Source organism: Pseudomonas sp. SIMBA_067 (genome assembly GCF_046534675.1).
Lineage (GTDB): Bacteria > Pseudomonadota > Gammaproteobacteria > Pseudomonadales > Pseudomonadaceae > Aquipseudomonas > Aquipseudomonas putida.
Map to the genome: position 1 here is coordinate 1 of NZ_JAWRYH010000019.1, position 21,508 is coordinate 21,508.

Below are 21,508 nucleotides of genomic sequence, written 5' to 3' on the forward strand. Positions count from 1 at the left end.
CGGGAATAGCTCAGTTGGTAGAGCACGACCTTGCCAAGGTCGGGGTCGCGAGTTCGAGTCTCGTTTCCCGCTCCAAAATCAAGATTTACAGCCTTCCACGGAAGTCTGTAGATCCTCGAAAATAGACGCTTCGGCGTCTTTTTTCGTTTCGGTCAAAGCCATCGGGATCCATGGTCATCCCGACATTTGGCTTCAACTGCAAAAAACGCCACTCTTTCGGGTGGCGTTTTTTTTGCATCGGGCTACGGCTTGTCTTCCAGTTGGGCTGCCGCATCGGGAAATTTCAACCAGCTCAGCTTATCGTCGAACGACACTTCAACCGACACCCGGAACTGATAGTTGATTGCCAGCCTCAACAGCTCGGTTTTCGTGACGGTACCCAGCACCATTACGTCCGTTTCGCTGGGTACAGGCAGCGCGGTGGCAATCGGCAGCCTGATTTCCCGAGTGACGTTGCCGCTTTCCACCCCGTCGATCCAGGCGTTGACGAATTGCGACGTATGCCGGAACGGCCAGCTTTCCAGGGTAAAGGTCGTGCTTTCGCCCAGTGTGCGCAGGTTCAGTGCGCGGTTGTGAATATCGCTGCACTGTACGATTGGCAGTCCTTCGATTTTCCGCACCGTGACATAGTGCGAAAGCGAGGGGGGCACGTCAGGCTTGTCGATTTGGTAATACAGTTCCACCCGGTCGTTCATGTGCGGCGGCACATATTGGCTGGGGATCAGGTATTCAAGTGCGCCTGGCGATATGGGCGTGTTGGTGGAGTAACCGCCGAGCGTCCCGGGTTGGCCCCAGAATACGGTGACAGTCTCATTCGGCCGGATTTCTGCCCCGTCGGGTATGACGAATGTGACGCCGTCGGATGCATTGCCAGGTTCCAGCGTGCTGGAGAATTCGCTGCCCTTCGCCTCCTTGATGTGTGGCGGTGGCAATTCGCGTGGTGCCAGGGAAAGGTCGGACTCCAACGCGACCGCTAGCGCACGCTGGGGCTGTGTGCCAGCGCGGTCCTGCACTTCATAACGCACGTAACGCGTGCCGTTGCCGGACTGGCGAATGAAAGCGCCCGGGAAGGTCAGCTCGAGCGGTTTGCTGGTGCCTAGCGGGCCCAGTGTTTCGATGTGCTCCTGAGTCAGTGTCATCATGTCGACCATTTCCTGCCCGGCGCCGTTTTCGCTGTAAAACCACTTCACGACATCGCCTGGCTCCGCACCAATGAACGAGGGGACTGTGCAGACGAGCTTGTCGCCGTTGGCCGCGAGGTAGTCCTCGGTGACACCTTCGCGAATAACGTAGTCGGGAAGCATCAATCGATCATCCGCGGGGAGCAGCGGCGGGGTCTTGTCGATGTAGATATCCAGTGGCCGTGAAGGCACATGGGTATCGTTGTGCAGCGTGACTGCGTAGTGCAGGCGGTGCGTGCCTTCAATAAGCCTGTCGACCGGTACCAAAATGAACAGCTCTTCAGGTTCGATAGGCTTGCTGAAGGTCTTCTTGTCGACCAGTACTTCATTCCAGTAGAGGAAAAGGTATTCCTCATCTATTTCCGGGTGCGAATTTGCCCACGGGTGAAACTCTACCCGCAGGGGGGAATAGGTTGCCCGGAACTCGACCGTGTTGGGTTTCCCCCCTTCAACATCGGGCACCACGCTTGGTACGGTTGGGGGGACAAGAGGGGCCGAGGCCAGTTCAGGGGTGGGAGTTCTGCGGTTACCGGAGCGCTTGTTCTGCGTCATCGTCCATCTCCATGTGTCACGCATGAATGCAAAAGGGAAGGCGCATTGGCCTTCCCACGTTTTTTCACCAGTTGTAACGGGCGCCGACGCTCACGCCCCATGGCTGTTCAAGCTTGCTGCCATGGCTGTAATCGAAGTCGGCGTGGGCCTGCCATTTTTCGCCCCAGGCGACCGCCACCCCTGCACCGATTTCAGCACGCGAACCGGCCAGGTTGCTGCTGAAGCGGTTGTCGTTGACTTTCACCTGGTTGTCGTTGACGAACTCATGAACTGCTGCCACCCGCAGGTAGGGTTGCACGCTACGGCCTGTGCCCGCACTGAAGGTGCGCCCGACCGAAGTGCCCACTTTGCCCAGCAGCGAGTGGGTACTGGTGCTGTTGGCGCGCATGCCGTTGTCCAGGCTGTAGTCCTTGCCCTGGACCACGAGCCCGGACAGTTGAGCGAACGGTTCGAGGAACCAGTCGTCGGCCAGGTTCAGATGACGTCCCACCTCCAGCGAAACGCCAGCACCCAGGTTGCTGTAGTCACCCTTGGCCTTCCTGCCGTCACTCAGGCGCACGTCGGCCCGGTTGTGGAAACGGTTGATGCGCGCCACGGTGTCGATGTAATAGCCGCTTTCGGGATCGAGCCAAGTGGCGTAGGCGCCGGCATGGTAGCTGTCTACGCTGGCCGAAGAGCCGCGGGCGAGGTTCAGGTCGGAATTGCTGTAGCCGGCCGTGATCCCGACCAGCCAGTTGCCGTCGCCAGCTGCCAGGGGCGCATCTGCGCCGATCGACAGGCCTTGTTGCTGTTGCTGGTACGCCGCGCCAGACGTCGCCGAGACATTGAATTGGTTACCGTAGCTGCGTACCCAGCCACCGGCTTTGCCAGGGTTGCGGCGCACGTCGCCCATGCGGCTACGCAGCACGCCGAGCTCGCCGTACCAGATGGTCGGCACGACGTTGGCCAAGGCCATCACTGTTTGTGTCCCGGGGCTGACCGTACGGGTGGTCGCGTCCAGGTACCAGTCGTTGTCGCTGCGTTGCACCAGGTCGTAGGAATAGGCGCCCAGGTCCACAGAGCCACCTAGCAGCGAGAATTGTGAATCGCCAGCAGCGGTATGCACCACATGCAGGCTGTTGTCTGTCAGCGGATCGTTGCCGCTGGCGCTGATCAGCAACTGGTGGTTGCCGCTGGCGGTGCCCGTCACGTCGAGGAAGTCCGACTGCGAGGTGCTGAAATCGGCCTCCATGATGAAGGTGCCGTTGCCGGTGAGGTTTTCCACGGAAAGGGTAAAGAATTCGCCCGGCCCGCCGAAGCGCACGGCACCGTTATCCAGTGACAGGTCGGTCACCTGGCTGTTGTCGACCAGGGCCCATTCGCCACCGCTGTTGATTTCCAGGCTTGCAACGTTGTCCAGCCGGCCTTTGAGGGTGGCGAAGTTTTCCAGCAGCACGTTGGCGGTGCCGCCGCTGGCGGCGACGATATCGCCGACCAGGTGGCTGTTGTTGACCCGCAGGTTGGCGGCAGCATCCTCCGCCACCTGCAGCAGCACGCCGTTGCCACCACTGAGGCTGGCACCGTTGATAACGTCGATCTGCGCCGATGCTGCAAAGCCGGCCCCTCGGCCGACGGCAATCGCTGGCCCGTTGCGTCCCTCGATCAGGCTGTTGTCGACCACCAGCGTAGAGCCGCGGCCGTCGTCCTCAAGAATGCGCGCGCCATAATTGCCGCCGCTGATGGTGCTGCCGTCCCTGGCAATCAGGGTGCCGGCAACCAGTCGTGCGCCCTCGCTGCTGGCGCCCGTGCCGCGTAGTTCGCTGCGCTGCAGTTCGGCAGAACTGGCATTGATGGTCGCGCCTTGTACGCCGCCTTCGATCACGCTGTCGTTGATCGAGGCGCGCGAGCCGTTGCCCGCCCCTGCAGCACTCAGCGCCAGGCCACGGGCGTCACTGCGGATGGTCGAGCGGTGTACGGTGGCACTGGCACCATTGAGCGCCAGGCCATTGCCATTCGATTCAGCGGTGACCTGGCTATCCGACAGGTTCACGGTGGCGCCCGCCTGGCCGGCGATCTGCAACGTCGTCGCCCCGGTGGCTGTCAGAATGGCCGGGCCGATCACCCGGTAGCTGTCGAGTGTGCTGCCGGCATCCAGCTGAGTATCGGCATCTATGAGGGTTTCTGCCCAGCAGGCACTGGCGAAAAACAACGGGCCTGCCAGCACGAGATGAGCGGGTGTTGAACAGTGGCGAAGGGTGTGAAAAAGGCGGCTCGGCATTCAGGGAAAACCTCGAAGTGAACAAATTTTTGTAAGACCGTTCTGCTTTTCGTTGGAGAACAATCCGCATACCGCGAGGCTAAGCGCGTTAAATCGCAAAAAATGTAAGGAAATTCCTACTCCTCAACGGAAAATTCCTATAAGTGGATCGGCAGCGGACGATTGCCAAAGCCGCTGCCGAGGCTTGCTCAAGGTTGGCTTACGTCACACGAGCCCCCGGTACCCTGATCGGCGACGCTGATCTTGTTGGCCGTGGTATTGGAGGTAATGGGTGGCTGCGTGTTGAGGACGTAGCTCACCTCGGCCCGCCCGCCGGACGGCGCGGCGTCATAGATGGGCTTGATGTGCTGATCGTACGGCTCGACTCGCGTGACGAAGCCGTTCGCGATCTGCTCGGCGTTCAAGGTCACAGTCCAGGTTTTCTCAACGCCATCGATCAGGTTGCCATCCACAATTTGGTCATACACCACCCAGTTCAGTGTCATGGTGGTGTTTGGTGGCACATTGAAGCGGCTGCAGGGCGGTACCTGCACCCTGATCGCCGGGGCGGCGGAGGGGTCATCAGGGTCCCAGAGGGATCGGCAACTCAGCCAGAGCCGGTCCGTTAAACCCAGGAACTCGAGATCGTCGGCCGTCATGTCGATGGCCGATACCTCTACGAACTGTGGAAGCGACTCCTGTTCATTGAGCGCGTTTTCGTCGCCCTTCACGGTGTAATGCACAGGCAGCGCCAGCTGGTTACCAGCAGCCTCGATATAGCTCCACGGAATCGTGACGGACTTGTCGGCACCGGGTGCCTCATTGACAACCCAGCTTGTCACGTGCGTGCCGTCCCAGTAGAAGTCCACTACCTGGGGGGCTGCGGCGCCCTCGAATACCCTGAAGGTCAGCGTGGCGTCTTTGCCGCGGTCGGCCGGGGGAATGAGGTTCGTATCGCCGCTGAAACTGGTGATTGTGGGGGCGAGCATCTTGTCGTTGACCGGGTCCGGCCAGTCGGGGTCGGGGTCAGGGCGTTCCGGGCCAGCAACGGAAAAGTCGACAGCGAAGTTATCGGCCGCCGGTCCATAGGCGGCGTGGCCACGTAGCACCTGGTAGCTGACAGGGGTCGCTACCTCCCCGGAAGCCTTGCCGTATTCGTTTCGCAAGATATCGCTGGGTACGGATATCGATATAGGGAATGGGCGTGAGCCCACCTGTTCGGCGATCAGGGGCGTCGTGCCCCACTTGATCGCGATCTTGTCCTCTTTGCGGGAATTGGTGTAAGCCTGTATTTCTACCTGCACACCCGCCTGTGCATCTTTCAGGCTCAGTACGCCGTCATCTACCGCTAGCGGCACCTCTGGTGGCAGCAGGTCTTTGGGCTCTGGTGTGAGCACCACATCGACCGTCGCCGGCAGCCGGATGCGACTGCGGTTCTGGGCTTTATCGAACAGGTAGTAGACGATGTAGAACCTGCCATCACCCAGGCTGCGTACCACATCTGCCGGAATGGTTATCTTGCGGTCGTCTGTGACGGTGCCATCAACGACAGGGTTATCGTAGTCCGCATTTTCTTCAGGCCATTCCTTCAGATAGAACGCCTGGTATTTATCTTTGGATGTACGGTCCGGGTACTCGGGTATACCCAGTTCAATGCCGGCCTGGTGGTTGGTCAGGTAGGCTTCGTTGATGATGTCCGTGGGCGCGGTCAGCCGGGGAGCGGGCTCATCCCCCCAGGGCGGAACACTGTCACAGATCAGCTCGATGGGGTGCGAAACATATGGGTCGCTCTTGTGGTCGACCAGTTCGTAGCGAATCCACAGTTTGCCATTGCGTGGAATGGACGCTTGGGGAAAAGCCAGTGCTAACGGAAAGTCTCCTGGCACGAGGGGCGGGAGGAACTTCTTGACAGGGCCAATGGCCCTGAAGGTGTTTTCGGCGCCAGTCAAGGTGAACTGCAGTTGTAACGTCGAGTAGTCATTTGGATCACTGCCCGGTGGCAGGTCAGACCATGCGGGGATCTCGACGGTCAGGTCGGTTTTCAAGCGGTCTTTGTGCAGCGTGCCATCGTCACTGTCGATGATGCCTTGGACATTGGGGGCGGTCACCGGTAACGGCGCTGTCTTGTCAGGGGCATCTTGCAAGTTCAGATACTTGCGCCGGGCTTTGGTGGTGCGGTCATGTTGCTGCGTGCTGAACGTTAGTGGTTTCATTGTTGTCTCCAACAAATATGACTACATGAGGTGTTGAACTGCAGCGACGGGTTTCGTGTTCGTGGCTTCGGGTTGTTATTCAGTGTCTGATATCAGTGGTGGATGGTAAATATATTTTGCGTCGCAGCCTTATTTGATTGACTGATTTTGTGAAGTGCCAGCTTTTTTCAGTTGGAGTGATGAGGGTTTCTGGTCTGGAGAAGTTATTGATTGATTTTACTTGGTGGAGGGTTCTTCCGCTATTTTGAAAAGTTTCAAATGCATGGTCGAGTGTATAACTTCCACTGCGTGTAAATAAATTTGCCAGCTTTGGCACTTGTGAAGCCAACTGCATCGCGCCCACCGCAAGCCCTAAAATAGCTGCCGAGTAATTCAGGATTGTCCCAATATTATTCCGCGTTTCATGTCCCGAAAGTATCGCTTCCGTTTGTAGCGTCGTACCGGCGACTGACAACGCGGCTGTAGCCACCGTGGCCGCCAACTTGATGCCGGCGGCGAGCGATACGCTGGCAATTGCCCCGACACCTGCCGAAAGTGCCGCACCCGCGCCACTGATGCCGCCACCGGCGGCTGACCAGGCAGCCGCGATTGCCGGCGCAGCTACGCCACCTGTCACCACGACGGCGGCCACGGAGGCAACTGCGGCGAAGAGTATGCCCAGGCCCATCCCGATCCAGCCGATCGCACCTAAGGCCATGCCCCGCGAGATGCTGTAGCTATTCAGATCTGCCAGCGATCGGCTCTGCCCGCTATAGCCGATGCTGTAGTGCCCGGTCGGGTCGCGGAAGGTTATCGGGTTGCCTTGGCAATAGCCGTAGTAGTTCAGCCCCCCCGCGCCGAAGGGGCTGAGTGCGTCGGGGCTGTGAAAGCGCATCAGCACCGGGTTGTAGGCGCGGTAGCCACTACCGAGCAGGTACCAGCCGCTGTCGGGATCGAGCGCTTCGCCGTTGTAGCCCAGGGTGCCGAGCAGTGGATCGTCGGCGTGCCGTTCGCCATAGGCGGTATAACGGACGGCGCGCGTGCTGCCGGCCTGGCTCTCGGCGATCACGCTGTGGCTGGCACTGGTGTGCAGCAGCAGGGGCGATTGCGCACCACTGCCTTTCTGCTGCTGGCCCAGCGCTTGCTCGTCATGATGCAGGTACAGGGTTTGCAGGCTGTCACGCACGGCCATGCGCAAACGCTGGCCGTCATGCAGCAGCAGCGTGCGCTCGCCGGCCTCGGGCCTGCTGACCAGCAAGCCGCCTGCGTCGTAGCCATAGGTGTCCGGGGCGCCGCTGTCGTTAAGGCCCAGCAACCGGTTCTGGCTGTCGTAGCGAATCGGCCGGGCTCGCTCGTCTCGGGTCAGGTTGCCATTGGCATCGTAGTTGAACTCAGGATTGGGCTCGGTGCGCGGCGGTGTGTACTCGATACCCTGCAGCTGGCAGGGGTCTCGTTCGGCATGAATGAACTTGGCGCGTTCAGCGGCCGGCCCACCTGTGAAGGAAGTGACGGTCAACTCGATGTTATTGTAGGCATCGAAGTTGAAGACCTGCATGGCGATGCTGCGGCCCAGCGCATCGCGAGGTTGGTCCGGCCCTGTGCAGTTGTACATGTTCAGGCGTGCATGGCTGTCGTAACCGAACTTTTCGACCAGTTGCGATACTCCGCCGACCTGCAGGGTGCGGCTGAGCAGGAGGTCATCCTTGTCCCAGACGGTTTGTTGTGTGCGTTCTGGCTGCCCGGGCTGACGCCAGGTGCGTTTGACCTCACGGTCCTGGTCGTCGTACTCAATCTCGGTTTCCAGGGCCTGTGCGCTGGCTCGGTCATGGCTTGTGATGAATTTGATACGGCCCAGGTCATCGTATATGAACTCGGCCTGCAGCTGCCCCTGAAGGGTTGAGATCAGGCGGCCCTGGGTGTTGTATTCGTGGGTGGTGTCTTCACCGTAGGGTTCGTGGGTGTTCTTCAGACGATCCTGCAAGGTGCTGCTATGAATGCGGCTCCAGGTCTTGCCGTCGCGCTTGTCCTCCCAGTGTTCGGCGGTCAGCTGGTTGGCTTTGTTGTATTCGAAGCGCCGCGCCCATTGCCGGTTGTCGTCGCTCAGCAATCGGGCGCTGACAGGGTCGTAGGCGAAGCTGGCGTGGTCCTCGGGTGCGGTGTTGCTGATCGGCTCATTGGTCAGCTGCAGGTTGTAGTCCAGCTCGATGGTCTCGCCAGCGGGGTTGATGCGTTGGCGCGGTATCGATTCACCGTCGCGGAACAGGAAGTACTCCGTCCGGTCACCGGTGGTGGTACCTATCAGGCGGTCCAGGCCGTCGAAGTACTGCGCGCCGATCTGGCGGGCGGGCAACTGCACATTCGCCGGGGTCACCACCAGGCGGGTCGGCAGGTCTTCGGCAGAGTGTTCGGCGTAGGTGCGGGTGAGCAGGGTTTTATTCGGTTGCTCGGTCGTGAGCATCCGGCCCCAGGCGTCGTAGCTGAATGCAGTGGTGTGGTTTCGCTCATCCGTTTCGGTGAGCGTGCGTCCGAGGCCGTCATAGCTGTAGCGACGTTCGCCAATCAGCTCCCCCAACGCATCCAGGCGCTTGCGCAGCACCGGCTTGTTGAACAGGTTGAGCCAGGTCTCGGTCTTGCCGCTGATGGCCCGTGCCTGGTGGGTGAATCGGATGTTCCTGCCGTTGCGGTTCTGCACCTGGGGCCGTGATCTCTCTTTCCCGGCTACGCGCCAGCTGTAGCGAATGGCGCCCTGGTGATTGGCGTCGCCGATCGGGTCCAGTACGTTGTGCTGCTCCACGTCGTCCGGGCCGATGGTGCAGCATTGCTCACCCCAGTCGTCGTACCGCGTTTTTGTTACCAGGTGCAGGTACTGCTGGGCTTCCAGCCAGTCGGTAACGCTTTCCTTCACCCGATTGCCGTAGGCATCGTACTGGATGGCCAGGATTTCGTAGAAAGCGCCCGGCCTCGCCTCGAGCACGTTGTCACGGCTCTCCCGGGTCGGCCGTCCGAGGCCGTCCAGCTCGGTTTCGGTGGTGATGCCGCGAGCGTTGGTGACTCGGGCGCGGGCAATATCGACATCGCTGGCACAGAGTTCGTAATCGTAGCGTTTTTTGGCCTCGAACAGTGTCTCTGGCGATACCCTTTCCTCGGTGACTCGGCGCAGGGCGTCGTACGCCCATTGTGTGTGAACCCCGTTCTCGTTGAGTTCGTAGAGCTTCTCGCCATGCAGCAGCGAGCGCCGTTGAACGGTGGATCGTTGCGCGCCGTCGTAACCAAAGAGGGTCTTGCGGGTTTCCAGTACCTGATGGCCGCCCAGAGGGTCTAGCAGTGAATTGAACTGGTACTGGGTGGTGGTTTCCAGCTTGTTGCGTTTGACCACCTCCTGATAACGACGGCCATGCCGCAGGCTGGACTTGGGCGCGTCGAGGTAATAGTAAATTTTCTCTTCCAGGGGGTGCGCCGGATCGTGCGCCTGCGTCAGGGTTTCACTGTGCTCGACAATCATCGGGTTGAGGGTGATGGCGTTGCCTGCCAGTGGCGCCAGCGCCTTGTAGCGGTAGTGCTGAGTGAGAACAGGGGCTTGCCCCCGGCCGCTGCTCGCCGGGGTGGTGGTTTTGCTCTTCAGGTGACGAACGAAACCATTGGCATCACCGGGGTAGCCATCTTCCGCTTGCGTGCCATACCACTCTTGGGTCTCGGTCACGCCGTTGGCAAGTTTGCGCCAGATGATGTTGCCCGATGAATCGTAGGTGGTTTCGACGGTTTCAAGGCGGCTGCGCGTGATGTTGTCCGCCAGCGACCAGCGTGTCTGTTCCCTGATCGGCATTTGCAGGGTCGACACCTGTAGATCGAAGGGGGCGTCCTTGATGTCGTAATGCTTGGTGACTTCATGTACGCAGTTGTTCTGCACGGTTCTGGTCGAGGTCAGCAGATGGAAGCGGTTGAAGGTGCGGGTGATGTCGCGCAGTGCCGTTCCGTCCTTGTCGCGCAAGGTTTCGACCGTTTGATACTCAAAGTCATACCGTTTCGAATCGTACAAGTTGTCCAGCCCGTTGTCAGACCAACCGATCCCGGCGCCGTAACCCAGAAAGTTGTTTGAGCCCGGGTAGGTATAGGTTCGCTGGAACGCAGGTTGGCCACCGCGCGGTTCGATGACGTGCCGGGTCACCCGCGGCAGGGCTGTTGGCCGAGCGTTACCGGGGAACAGATGGCCACGGTCCTCGTAATAGAGATATTCACGGGCACCGGTAGGTGGCTCGACCTTGCTCACGCACAACAGCCCGTTCACCAGGCGGTATTCCAGGCGCCAACTGGCCAGCTCACGGGTTGGCAGAACGATCGATGTGACCCAGTCAGTATTGATCAGGTTCATCGTATAAAGGGCAACGGGCTGGCCGTTGTCGCCCTTATAAGGGCGCTCGCGCAATTCGATGCGGCCATCGTCGCGTTCGATTTCCAGCAGGATCTCCTTACGCTCGTCGCTGATCGAGCAGAGCATCATGTAAGACGGGTTGAACGGTTTGTATTCGAGGTCGATCCTGTGCCCCGTGGCCGCGTATATCTCCACCGGCAGGGCGATACGCCCGTTCGCGCTGCCCATTTCTTCGAGGATTTCCACCAGGCCTGAACGGTGCACCACGCGATAGCGCGCGTTGCCGCCTGGCCCGGCAGGTTCGCGGTAGAAGTGAAAGTGCGCCAGCCGTTGCTCCTGCATTAGCAAGCGTGAACCCGAACTACCGGTCACTTTGAATGATTCACCGCTGTACGTGGTGATGACCTGTGTATGTGGTGCGAACTGCGTCAGTGACAGATTCCATCCCCGCCCCCAACCCGAATCAATCGTATTGAGCGGGTTGAAGTTTAGGCTGAGTTCAAGCTCGGGGCCGGAGAAATAATTGGCGCCCAACTCGGGAAGTTTGATGGACAGTGTGTATTGTCCGGTGCGGCTATCGACACCGCTCTCCATGAAGCTCATGAAGTTAAGGGCGTTGGAATGCAGTGAAGATTCCGTACTCATAATGAACGTTCTCACTCTGCTTGTCAGGGGGGCGGGCGCTGTAAGACAGGGGTTGCGCGTGCCGAATACGTGTCGACAGTAGTGGAAGTTTCGTGTGTTGACACCTATCAGTTTTGCCAGGTGTTCAGGTTCAGGGGCGGTGTTATATCTATGCCAAGTCTCGAACCGGACATGTGCAAGGCGGAGATATTCATACATGGACATGCCAGACGTTTCACACCTTAACGAACGTATGAACTCTGTCGACCTGGACGCGCTTGGCACCGCTGATCTGATGACTTGGATTAGCTATCCCGGCATTGCCGAGCACGACCTGGTATCTATCAACTGGCGGGGGTGCAAGGCCGACAACAGTGCCGAGGACCTCTTTGTTGAACGCGAAGTATTGAGCCTGGATGCCGGCCGCGGGGTGATCCTGATCGATAACGCACTCGTCACTGCCTTGCGCGGTGGCCAAGTGTTCTATTCGTTCACGCGTCTGGACAACGCCGGCGATCCTGTGGGGCCTGAGTCCAAGCGTCGTTTCTTCTTCGTTGACCGGCCCGCTGAAGGCATATGGGCTTTGCCGGTTGCTCACTTGCAAGATGCCCATGAGGGGGTGATCGACGTCAACCTGCTCAATCCCGAAGGCATATTGCTGGCAACAGCGCCCTATGCCGCCATGGCCGAAGGTGACAAGGTTTTCCTGAGTTGGGAGCCCTGGTTCAACGAGTCCTTGCCAGGTGAGCTGTTCGAGCAAGTACTGGAAGTGCAGGAGTCTGATCCTGGCCGACCACTGCTGTGGCACCTGGAGCTCGGCGTGGTCTTCATGTATCTCGGCGGGTTCGCCTTTTTGCACTATCGCATCGAATTCGCCGATGGCACCAGCAGCCGGTCGCCAGTGCAGCGCTTCGACATCGTTTCGCCCGCCGCCAGCGACCCACCGCCGGCACCTTTGCTGGCGGCGCCACGTATCCCCGGGGCGACGGATGGCGCGCTGGATCCTGATGACGAAACCTATCGCACCGGCCTTCTGGTGGAGGTGGATCCCTATCCGGAGCTGGAATTGGGCGATTCACTGGTGCTCTATACCGTAGGGCCGGAGGTGACGCTGCGCAGCCTGCGTGTGGATGCGACTTCGGTGGACAGCAAACGCTTGACCTTCCACCTGGAGCGGGAGTGGCTGCAGAGCGAGGTCAACCGCGGCAAGCGGTTCGCGTTCAGCTATGAGTTTTCGCGTCAGGGTGTGCAGATGCGCTCCCAAGTGCTGCATCTGGTCTTGCAGCGCAAGCTTTACCTGCCTTTACCGAATATCCCGGACGCCACGCAGGAGGACGGTGACGCGCCGTACCAGGGCGTGGTCCATCCGAGCAAGCTGGAGTCTGGCGCCACCGTGCGAATCCCGGATAAGGCCGAGCTGGGTGATGGCGAGGAGCCGGCGCTGACCGTCAACCTGCATTGGGAAGGGCACGGCAGCACGGGGGCGGCCATCATTCCCCGGCCGTCCACTGGTGACACACGCCTGTTCACCGTGCCGCGGTCGGCCATGGCCGCCAATCTGGGTAGACGTCTGTGGGTGTACTACACCGTCACCCGCACCGGCGAACCGCCACGCACATCAGAAAAGTTCGAGCTGCGGGTAAGCGATTTCGATCAGCGCAAATACTCGATACTTCAGGTCAAAGGTGCCGAGAACCGGGAATTGAAACTGCACGAAGTTCCAGTGGGTGGTGCTTTGTGCACGCTGCCTTTTTGGCCGTTCATGGCAGAAGGGCAATTGCTGGGTATCGAGGCGCTAGGCCGTTCGCCATCTGACCAGGATGTCACGCATATTCTGCGTCCCCCCACCGAGGCGGTGACATACGACGAATATTCTGATGGCGTTATTGAAGCCTACCTGCCCAAACAGTTTCTCGAAAAACTGGAATTTGGCAAAGATTTCAGGTTGAGCGTATCTGCAAGTTTCGATGACGGCGAAACCTGGCGGGCATTTCCAATCGTTGATATTAAGCTGTTCCCTTAAGCAGACGCGCCTGCGTGTGTGTAAATGTGAGGTGATGTATGTCGAGCAATTCGAAACAGGATTTGCTGGAGTGGTTGCAGTCTGACTACCGGATGTTGGGGTGGAATACGATTTTCGCTATCCAGAAGGACAAGGCGGACACTTTGTTGACCCAGGAATATATACGGCGCTTCAAGACCAGCTCTTACCTGGACCCTATCAGCGGTGAGACGGCGCCGGACAATGGTTACAAGGTTTATATGCAGAACTTTGTTCTGGATCACCCGCGATTGTCATTCGATAATGCCGATATCACCGGTTCGCGTGCCAGCCTGCGTATGAAAATACTCGGCGGCAACCAGGTAGGGCTGAAGCAGGTGGGGGCCCATTGGTACCCACAGCGGATCGATCGGATAGAACCTCTGGTCGGGCCAGAGCTGCGCCTGCGACTGGAACTGTCCGACGTGCCTGGTTATGTCGCTGACAACGGCGCATTGACGCTGGACTTGCACAAAAGTGATGACTTTGTGGTGACCTTCTCGGATTCCAGGCGCGTTCGCGAGCTAGGGGGGGACTTCTTCAAGGAGCTGTTTCGCGGGTTGCCGGACCATCAACGTGTCTGGTCATTCGGCAGCATCGAACATGGCGAAAATGACCTGATGCGGCCCGAGTCGTTCATCCTGCGTACCCAGCGTAACCCCTCGGTCGCCCTGGCCCCGATGGAAAGCGATGACGCCGCTGACATGGACGGTGCACTGGTGGGGCTGGTCGCCATGGGGCCCAGCAACGGGCCGCAGAATATGCCTGGCCCGGAATACCGTTACTTGATTCCCGATGACAACGGTGATTACTCGGCGACGGTACTGCTTGATAAAGCCTGGGTGGCGTTGGCTACCGTGTTAAGCAAACTGCCTTTGGAGTTTTTCAAGAATGTTGAATTTAAAATTGAACGTGCAGAAAACGGTGATCTGACAGCGACTGCCATTGCAGGTGTAATACCCTCAGAGACAGAAAGTCGTGTTGAGCCTTACCATGAGGCAAACTGGCGCGGTAGTGTTGATTGCCGGGCGTACATCGATTTAATTACCGATGAGCTGCCGCTCAAGGATGTGCTGAAGTTTCGTGTGTCAGGGGAGCGTGTGTCCATGGAGCTGGTCACCGTTCATACAGCCACTGCGGATTTTACCCGATATGAAGAAATCGTCGCCACGCCGCATTCCTGGACGTGGGGGTACGCGTGCGTGGGGCTCTGGCATGCTGAAATCAATGTGGAAATAACAGCCAGTTGGCAGATGCAAGACCTGCAAGGCGCTACGTTGAAACTTGAAGAGTATAAGCACTCTATATACCCCAAAGAGGACGGTTCGTTTAAATTTGAAGGTGACCCCTACGAAGATCAGATCAGGGCGTTGAGCCTTTTCCATGTACTGTGGGGAGTTGCAGCGCCGAATGTTTCATTTGTCTCGCTGATGAGCGATCGCGGCCCCCTTGCCGCGGCAAGAGCCGCACTCGCCAAGGACCTTCGTTCAGACCTGTACACGGAGGAATTAATCGATAAGACCATCAAACTGAACTTTGGTGACGCGATAGTCGCAGGCGAGCGGCACATGCCCCGCGACATTGCCTGTTTTGGTAGCGTCGCTCCACAGCGGACCACGTTCGCCGTCACCCCCCTGGAAAAAATCGTGACCCACGGCAGCCCGTTGCAGCTTGCCACCGTCCCGGCGCAAGCCAACGTAACCTGGTCGGCCGAGTCGGTAGAGGGTTCCTCGGATGACCCGGGCCATTTCGACCAACACACCCATGGCCTGTATCTGGCGCCCGGGGCCACGGGCATCGAGGGTGAATTTACCCGGGTGCGTGTCACTGCCACTGTTCCAGGCTCAAGCTTTGCCAGTTCGGCCCTGCTCACCGTGGTCAAGAACGCGCTGCAGGTCAGCCCATTGCTGTCGGTCTGCCAGGTGGGCGATGAGGGCGTCAGCCTCAAGGCGGACAGTGTCGTTGAAGGACCGCTGCAATGGCGCATCCTCGGCGCTTCACCCCATGGCAGGCTGGCGCAGGAATCGGGCACGGCCAATCGCTATATCCCCGGCGAGAACCTGCCCGACAAGTCATTCATCGTCGAAGAAGTCGAGGTCCGTAACAGCTTGACCGATGAGCACCGGACGCTGTGCATCGTTACCCAGATGACCCTGAAACGTCCCTCTGATGTGGTGGTGGAAAAGCGCGATGAACAACACGCCAGGGTGTGGCTGTCGATCCATTTCAGCGGGGTGTCAGGTGTCGACCAGTTGACGGTGGTGCATGGCCCGGGGCAGATCGATATCGATGAAGACGGCAAGCCTTACTACCAGGCCGACGCCGCGAGCCCCGCACATTTCTGCGTGGTTGACGCGGTCTGGAGGCCCTCCCCCGAATTACCCATCACGCTCCAGGGCTTCATCGTGCTGCCGCTGCCGCTGGGGCAGCACAGCCAAGCCTATCAGGCCCTTGAGCAGGCAGCGCAAAGGGCAACGCGCAGGTAGTCAACCGGCGTTCACCTAAACCCATACCTTTCAGCACTCCAGTTGAGCGGGGCCACATCATGCCTACCAATTACCTCTCGGTCATCACGGCCTGGATGAAGCATAACCACAAACACCTGAACTGGGACCTGACGTTCGCCACGCGTCCCGAGGCCATCAACGACCTGCTCGCGTTGGCACATTGCAGCCAACCAGACAGTGCCTTGGGCGATATCGAAGGTGAGATCGCCATGCCCGATTCCGATGTCACCCACATCCTGACGGGCTACCGCATGGGGCCGCCCGCACTGGTGGATATGCAAGCGAACTACACGTCGCCCAAGGTCCGGCAAAGCCTGGCATTGGAAGGTGGCAGCCACCTGGTCATGGACAAGACCGACGGGTTGCTCAGCCTGTCGGTTCATGACCTCCTCGACCCGTTGCCGGTCACTCAGACGGTGCCGCTGAGCGCCGATGCCCAGGGCGTGAGCGCCGACCTGCGTGAAGGCACGGACACCGAGCTGGACCTGGGCGGTGGTTTGCCACAGCGGCAGGCCGCCGGGCGATTCTTCAAGGAGGTGCTCAGCGCGTTGGGCAGCGCCCGGCAGGTCTATCCCTTGGCGGACTTCAAGGCGCTGTCTGGCAACCCCTACCTGGCGGTTCGGCACAGTGAAGTACGCACCCACGTCAGCAAAGCCGACGGCAAGTCCGCACTGGTGATATTTGCGGGTATCAATAATGGCTCTGTGGGCAACCTGCCCGCTGAGCAGTCCGATTACCCGTTCCTGCTACCCGATGATCTTGCGCAACCGGTCGACAGCACATTGTTGCTGACGGCGCGCTTCCTGCACCGTGCGGCTTACGCCACAGGCCTGGCGCAGATGCTCGAGGGGGGCGCGTTCGAGGCCCAGTTCGATGAAGACAATAACTTGCAGCAGCTGAATGCCACGGCCGGCCTGTTGGAGGTGTACCCCAGCACTTACGAGAGCGACAATTATCAGTTTGCCTGCGAGGGTTTCAAAATTGCCGTGGACGCAGGGGCCCCGGCCAGCGATCAGGCGCGGGCTGCCCTGGCGGATTTTCAGCCCCTTCTGAGTGTCACCTTCGAACACGATGAGGTCCGCCAGCAATGGAAGTCCCATTGCACGCTGACCTTCACCTACAAGCCCAAGCCAACAGGTCCCCTGTACAGCCGAACCGCAACGTTCCAGTTCGACCTGCAAACGGTGTTCACCCTGAATGCACCTGCATCACCTGAGGAAAGCGCTGGTTGTATGTTGCTAGGGCAGGTTTTGTGGCCGTGGCAGGCGGCCGAAGTGACGGAAGTCAGTGGCCTGCCCAGCGACACGCCATCGGCCCTGCGAGAGGAGATTTATGCGTTTGTCGCCTTCCTGGTCAAGCAGGCGGTACTTGAAGGGCTGGCCAGGGAGTTGACCGCGATGATCCCGGAACAGGTGATGGCCGGTCTGTCGCTGGCAGATGGCAAGCGCCTTGTACCGTTCGACTTCCAGTTACCCGATGGAATGGCCGTGTTCGACAGCGGCTATGGCACGGCCGGCATGCGCATCGTCGATCGCCCCGTGACGCTGGCACCCGGGCAGCGGCATACGTTCAGCGTTGAACCGCCGCGTGAAGGGCTGACATGGTCCCTGGAGGCTTTGCCAGGCACCGTCGGTGATCTGGGGCGCATCGACCCCGCCAGCGGTGAATACCGGGCACCGCCTGCGCACGCCATGGCGGGGGAACCCGTGCGGGTCCGGATCATCGCCACCGACCCGGGTACCAACAAGCAGGCCATCAGCATGGCCTCTGTGGCGCCCGCGACATTGACGGTCAATCCACTGATCCGGGTCTGCTACTTCGACGACAAACTGACCCTCACGGCGGGGGCGCTGACCGGAGACCTTGACTGGTCTGTGGTCGATGATGGCGAAGAAGGACGGGGCTCGGTCGTCGCTGAGGGCGATGGCAGGCGTTGCACCTATACCGCAGGCAGTAAGGTGGATGCCAACGTGGCCTACGTGCTCGATCAGGTCAGGGTACAGAACCGGGAGACCAGCGAGTCGCGTTCAATTTATGTGCTGGTACGCCAGCGGCGGCCTGAACTGGTGATCGACGTCGAGCAGTTGCCCGATGGCGAGCTGCAGTTGACAGGTATTTTCGATGGGGTAGGCCGGCCAGACACCCAGTGGGCATTGCCAATTGCAGGGACTGGGGAGATCGATGAGGCCACTGGCCGCTATTCCCCTGCATCTGCCGACGCCGATGCGCGTTTCGCGCTGATTACCGCCAAATGGGCGATTCCAGGTTCTGTCTTCATCCTCGAAGGCCACCTCATTCTGCCGCTGCCCCTTTCCTTGCACTTCGACGCCGCACGGCGCGCTGCCAGCCCGACAGGCCTGCGTGTGGCCACATCACCATCCATTGGAGGCTGAGACCATGTCCAATTCACTGGAAGAACTGCTCGAGCACATGAAAAAGGGCTCAGTAACGCTAGGCTGGGGGGCGGTTGCTGTCTATAGCCGTGACCGGCTCAACCGCTTGCTGGAGCAGCAATACCTGACGCGCTTCAAGGAAAACCGCTACCTCCCGCCTTTCAGTCACACGTTCGCAGGCGTGGGGGTGAAGGAGGCCGTCAGCGTTAAGTCGCTGGAGTTCGGTACGCCCTTGCTGTCGTTCAGCAATGCGTCGACGAGCGATGCCAAAGCAACCCTGACCATGAACATCATCAAAGGTACGGTGAACAACAGTGGCAAGTTGGTCAGCAGCGTCGAGATCACCGAGGCGTCGGGGTACTGGCTGCAGATGGAGGTCGACCTGGAGACCGTGCGCGGTGAGGTTCACCCGTACGGCCTCGTTGCGCTCAACCTTGCCAAGGGGGGGCGGTTCACCAGCAACCTGTTCGAGGATAAACCCGACCTCGCTCAGCAGCTGATCGACGCACTGCAAGCCTGGATGGGCGAGATGCCTGGCCGTTGCGCCAGGTTCCAGCTGGGCACCGTGGACTTTTCTGGTTATGGCCCGCTGACACCTACAGGCTTCATCCTGCGCACCCAGGCGGCACCTGGTGCGCGAGTACGCGATGGCGTCAACTACGGCGATGGCGCAGTGCTGGTGTTCATCCGCCTGCGCGATAGCCTGATCGATGGTCAGCCGCCAGGCACAAGCTACCCGTATCTGTTGCCCGACGGCGATTACTCGGCAACGCTGGTGCTGAACAAGGACATGCTTGGCCATGCCTCCGACGACGGCCTGGAGCTACTCGCCCGACTGCTGTTCCCTGAGCTCAATGCCTTTGTCAAGAAAGTGGACAGTACGCCGTTGGACCGCGTCATGTTCGGCAATATCGACCCGTTGCGCACGCAACTGACGGTGAAACCGACCATGGACACCGTGGTGACGGCCGGCAAGACGCAGCAGTTTCGGCTGTACGACGGCAAGGATCAGGTGATCACTGCCAGCGCCTGGTCGGTGATCAACCCGCAAAGCCATGATGACGCAGGGCATGGTTCGATCGATGGAGATGGCCTTTTCACGGCCCCTTCACCGGAAGTGATCGGACAGGAAGTGCAGACATTCATCATCAAAGCTGAATACAAGCAGGGTGAGGACACTTACCATGCCGCCGCCCGCGCACTGGTGATTTCCGAGCCAGTGCTGGCGATGCCTGCCTTCGGCGCATATCGCCCGCAAGAGAGTGCGAACGGGATCGATCTGTGGAATGCAGGTAAAGGCAACGTCAGCTTTGAAATGCTCGGGCAGCCGCTGGGCCAGATAGCCAGCCTGGGCAATGGGCGCTCGCGCTTTGTGCCTGATCAGCAAGCCAGCCGGCGGATTCTGGGCGTGCAACGATTGCAAGCCAGTTCAACGGCAAAGGGCTACAACGCGCTTGTCCTGGTGAACAACCAGCCACTGGTTTCGGTTGACCCACCTTTCGTACCCAGGCTCGGCCACGGTGAGGCCACCCAGCTGAGCGAGGTGAACCGTATCATGCCCAACGAAGCGCGGCGTTGGCGGATGCTGGCAGGGCCGGGCAGCGTCTCGCCATCGGGCCATTTCCGGGCTTCTGAGCTTGCTGTTTCGCAACCCAACGTAGTGACCTGTGAAGTGGTGCGCAACGGTGTCGTGTTCGCGGCGGGCTACAGCGTGGTGAAAGAGACCGCGGTCAAAGCCATCAGCGGCTGGGTGGATCTGCAGCGCTTTGCCCTCACGGTCGGCAAGAGCCCTGACGGTGTGACCGGCACCGTGGGTTCCAATGGTTACCAGCAACTGGAACTCGAGGTCACCATCGAAACCATGCAGGCGGATGGCAAGGATTACAAACTGAATCTGGACGAGATAGCCTCCATCTCGCTGTTCGACAGGTCGGGGCAGAAGATTCCTTTTCTGTGCGAGGACGGGATAGGCTCGGGCTCTGGCAATGTCTGGCGCACACACCTGGAGCGGAATGATTTTATCCTCGCCAATGAAAGTCTGATGGCGACTGAAGGGCAGGGGCCGCAGCCCGCAGCGCCACAAGGCGTGGAGGACCGAACCATCCGCCTGCAGCTGTTCTTGCACCGCCGCGGAACCTCTTCGTCGGAAGTTTTTTACGCCGGTTTCCAGGCAAGGAGCGGGATATGGCACTACTCGAACGACACCCGTCATCAGAATGCCGAAATCGAGGTCAAGGTACACACGCCGGACGCCTACAAATCCACAGACTACACATTTACCCGCATACGGGCGGCGGGTGGCGGTGGTAACTCGGGCTCGACAGAACCGGAGCACGAAGATTTCGACCTGCACCCGGAGACCGACGATTACTGGATGTTGAGCTACAACCACGGGACCTTCTATACGGCCGAATTCGTCAAGGCCAGGGAAAGTGATAACGACAGGGATGTGAATACCTCGATGGTACGCTGGGAAAGTTCTTTTCCTGGAGAGAACTATCGCAGTTACACAGGGTATGTTTTTCAGGGCTACAACGAGCCGCTGCCGAAGTTTGTTTCCTTTGACCCCGATTCGAAGCCTTTGATCGATGGCGTCGAACGTGAAGTCAGCTCGGTGTACCAGGCCGGTCTTTTGGCAATTGTCAATTTCCGTCGGCGGGACCTGTCCTATGGTGAGGCGACCAATAATAAGGCTGTCTTTGAGAAGCTGAGTAAACCGTTATTTGTTCAGTTGCGCGACGCTCACGCGAATTTGCATATTGTCCAGATCGATTACCTGCCCGCTGACACCATCGGTGATCGTAATATTCTTGTCCACACGGTCCCTTGGCGACCGACGGGCAGACAAACTTCGATTGTCCGGCTTAGTAATTACCAAGAAGGAGAACACGTATGAAACGTTATTGCATGGCACCCCTTGTAATCGGTATGTTTTTCGGCTTCCACAGTGTGGGCCAGGCAGCGACTGAGCCAGTTCGTCCAGGTACGATTCAGTTCGCCGAGAATATGGACCCGTCAGGGCTACCCAGTGGCAAGCAATGTACGGTCTCGGGGAAAGAGGGTGGTGGATTCAAAAACATCGTAATGTCGGACACCACCTGTAAAAATGATTCGGCTTCCTACTTCAAATTCAATAATGTACCCTCAACGGCAACGGTGATGTTTAACTCCGAAGCAAACTGCCGCGATTTGGATGACTGGAGGTTTCGCGTTTTAACAATAAAGCAACCGACTACCACGGGTTGGATGAGTATCGAAGAGCTCAAGGCGCATGCTGAAGGTGACGTGGTGACGGCGGGATTGGAGCTAGATCAACATATTTATAATCATGGCAATATCCATGGCAAGTTATCTTGTGTGCGCATTTGGTTGCCGGGGCCCGAATATCCGTAATCATCAATAGTCTAGATTCT

The 21,508-nt window shown here is 59.2% G+C and carries 9 protein-coding genes; 5 read left to right on the forward strand and 4 right to left on the reverse strand.

The window, feature by feature from the left end; all coding sequences use genetic code 11:
* Positions 1-242: 242 nt before the first annotated feature.
* The 4 genes from SB765_RS26955 to SB765_RS26970 form a co-directional block, all read right to left on the reverse strand.
* Positions 243-1,733, reverse strand: coding sequence for a hypothetical protein (locus tag SB765_RS26955; RefSeq protein ID WP_410932214.1), 1,491 nt, complete (start codon positions 1,731-1,733; stop codon positions 243-245).
* Between the two features lie 64 nt (positions 1,734-1,797).
* Complete coding sequence (locus SB765_RS26960; protein WP_410932215.1) at positions 1,798-3,990, reverse strand: autotransporter outer membrane beta-barrel domain-containing protein; 2,193 nt, start codon at positions 3,988-3,990, stop codon at positions 1,798-1,800.
* Positions 3,991-4,178: 188 nt separating this feature from the next.
* Positions 4,179-6,182, reverse strand: coding sequence for a hypothetical protein (locus SB765_RS26965; RefSeq protein WP_410932216.1), 2,004 nt, complete (start codon positions 6,180-6,182; stop codon positions 4,179-4,181).
* A gap of 79 nt (positions 6,183-6,261) precedes the next feature.
* Positions 6,262-11,379 carry an RHS repeat-associated core domain-containing protein gene (locus SB765_RS26970; RefSeq protein ID WP_410932217.1) on the reverse strand — a complete coding sequence of 1,706 codons (5,118 nt, stop codon included), beginning with the start codon at positions 11,377-11,379 and terminating at the stop codon, positions 6,262-6,264.
* On the opposite strand from SB765_RS26970, the gene SB765_RS26975 reads away from it, so the two are divergent.
* Genes SB765_RS26975 through SB765_RS26995 form a run of 5 tightly spaced genes read left to right on the forward strand, consistent with a single transcriptional unit; the run spans position 11,372 to position 21,488 of the window.
* Positions 11,372-13,177 (forward strand): hypothetical protein, encoded by a 1,806-nt coding sequence (locus SB765_RS26975; protein WP_410932218.1) that lies wholly within the window; start codon positions 11,372-11,374, stop codon positions 13,175-13,177. The two genes, SB765_RS26970 and SB765_RS26975, sit on opposite strands and share 8 nt — an antisense overlap.
* 38 nt (positions 13,178-13,215) lie before the next feature.
* Positions 13,216-15,681, forward strand: coding sequence for a hypothetical protein (locus SB765_RS26980; RefSeq protein ID WP_410932219.1), 2,466 nt, complete (start codon positions 13,216-13,218; stop codon positions 15,679-15,681).
* A 59-nt stretch (positions 15,682-15,740) separates the two neighbouring features.
* Positions 15,741-18,095 (forward strand): hypothetical protein, encoded by a 2,355-nt coding sequence (locus SB765_RS26985; RefSeq protein WP_410932220.1) that lies wholly within the window; start codon positions 15,741-15,743, stop codon positions 18,093-18,095.
* Between the two features lie 4 nt (positions 18,096-18,099).
* Positions 18,100-20,991, forward strand: coding sequence for a hypothetical protein (locus SB765_RS26990; protein WP_341797934.1), 2,892 nt, complete (start codon positions 18,100-18,102; stop codon positions 20,989-20,991).
* Positions 20,988-21,488, forward strand: a complete 501-nt coding sequence (locus tag SB765_RS26995; protein ID WP_341797935.1) for a hypothetical protein — start codon at positions 20,988-20,990, stop codon at positions 21,486-21,488. Before SB765_RS26990 ends, SB765_RS26995 begins: the two co-directional genes overlap by 4 nt.
* The last annotated feature ends 20 nt before the right edge of the window (positions 21,489-21,508 follow it).

Excerpts from the sequence above, each read along its gene's own strand:
- SB765_RS26965 (WP_410932216.1), bottom strand. The coding sequence starts at position 6,182 with ATGAAACCACTAACGTTCAGCACGCAGCAACATGACCGCACCACCAAA.
- SB765_RS26980 (WP_410932219.1), top strand. The coding sequence starts at position 13,216 with ATGTCGAGCAATTCGAAACAGGATTTGCTGGAGTGGTTGCAGTCTGAC.
- SB765_RS26985 (WP_410932220.1), top strand. The coding sequence starts at position 15,741 with ATGCCTACCAATTACCTCTCGGTCATCACGGCCTGGATGAAGCATAAC.
- SB765_RS26975 (WP_410932218.1), top strand. The coding sequence starts at position 11,372 with ATGGACATGCCAGACGTTTCACACCTTAACGAACGTATGAACTCTGTC.
- SB765_RS26970 (WP_410932217.1), bottom strand. The coding sequence starts at position 11,379 with ATGTCCATGTATGAATATCTCCGCCTTGCACATGTCCGGTTCGAGACT.
- SB765_RS26990 (WP_341797934.1), top strand. The coding sequence starts at position 18,100 with ATGTCCAATTCACTGGAAGAACTGCTCGAGCACATGAAAAAGGGCTCA.
- SB765_RS26995 (WP_341797935.1), top strand. The coding sequence starts at position 20,988 with ATGAAACGTTATTGCATGGCACCCCTTGTAATCGGTATGTTTTTCGGC.
- SB765_RS26955 (WP_410932214.1), bottom strand. The coding sequence starts at position 1,733 with ATGACGCAGAACAAGCGCTCCGGTAACCGCAGAACTCCCACCCCTGAA.
- SB765_RS26960 (WP_410932215.1), bottom strand. The coding sequence starts at position 3,990 with ATGCCGAGCCGCCTTTTTCACACCCTTCGCCACTGTTCAACACCCGCT.